This window comes from Streptomyces sp. NRRL WC-3549, assembly GCF_000721935.1.
In the GTDB taxonomy this organism is placed as follows: Bacteria; Actinomycetota; Actinomycetes; order Streptomycetales; family Streptomycetaceae; genus Streptomyces.
Genome location: NZ_KL585399.1, coordinates 84,130 through 85,133 on the forward strand (window position 1 = coordinate 84,130; position 1,004 = coordinate 85,133).

Annotated in this window: 1 protein-coding gene; it reads right to left on the reverse strand. The window is 73.8% G+C overall.

What is annotated here, in order from left to right; translation table 11 throughout:
* Window positions 1–55 precede the first annotated feature (55 nt).
* Window positions 56–1,003 carry a sugar-binding transcriptional regulator gene (locus IH13_RS0115275; protein WP_051835851.1) on the reverse strand — a complete coding sequence of 316 codons (948 nt, stop codon included), beginning with the start codon at window positions 1,001–1,003 and terminating at the stop codon, window positions 56–58.
* Between the last annotated feature and the right edge of the window lies 1 nt (window position 1,004).

Sequence of the window (1,004 nt, forward strand, 5' to 3'; positions counted from 1 at the left end):
CCGCCGTGTCCGCGACGCCGCTTCCACCGGGCGGTGGCCGGCGGGCGGATACGGATCAGTCGTCCGGGTCGGCCCGCTCCAGCGCCGGGCGCTGCCCCGCGGCGGACTCCGTCAGCAGGTAGTCGGCGGCGGCCGTGTCCGTGACGAGGCTGGTGACGAGACCGGAGCGCAGGACCGCACCGATCGCTGCGGCCTTGCGCTGCCCGCCGGCGATGGCGACCACCTCGGGGATCCGGCGCAGCCGGTCCGCCTCCACCGTGATGCACCGCTCACCGAGGTCGCGGCCGACCCGGCGCCCCTCGGAGTCGAAGAGGTGGGCGGACATCTCCGCCGCCACACCGAGCGAGGCGTAGTGCGCCCGCTCCTCGTCCGAGAGCATGTCGTGGACGGTGGAGATCCCGGGCTCCCAGGAACCGATGGAGACCGCGGCGACCGTCACCTTGTCGAAGTACTCGAAGGCGCGGGCGATCCCCGTCTGGTGCCGCAGGGCCGCCGCCGTCGCCGGGTCGGGCAGCAGCATCGGCGCGTAGATGGGGTGCGCCTCGCCGCCGGAGACCTGGGCCGCGCGGCGGACCGCCTCGACGGAGCCGCGCTCGGCGGTCCCGGCGTCGTAGACCCCGGTCAGCTGCACCACGGTGCACGGCGGCAGACGGTCGAGCGCCGCCGCCATGTGGATGGTGGACCGGCCCCAGGCCAGCCCGAGCACATCGCCCTCGTTCACCAGCTCGCCGAGCAGGTCGGCGGCGACCTCGCCCAGGTTCTCCGGGTCCGCGGCGTCGTCCTGCTCCTCCGCCGGGGACTCCACCACGACCGCGTGCCGCAGGCCGTACCGCGCGCGGAGCGCGTCGGAGCGCTCCGCGTCCAGCTCCGCCGGAACCCGGATCTCGATCCGTACGAGATCACGCTCGAGGGCCGTCTCCAGGACCCGGGCCACCTTGAAGCGGCTCACGCCGAACTCCTCGGCGATCTGGATCTTCGACTTGCCCCTGTCTCTTATACACATC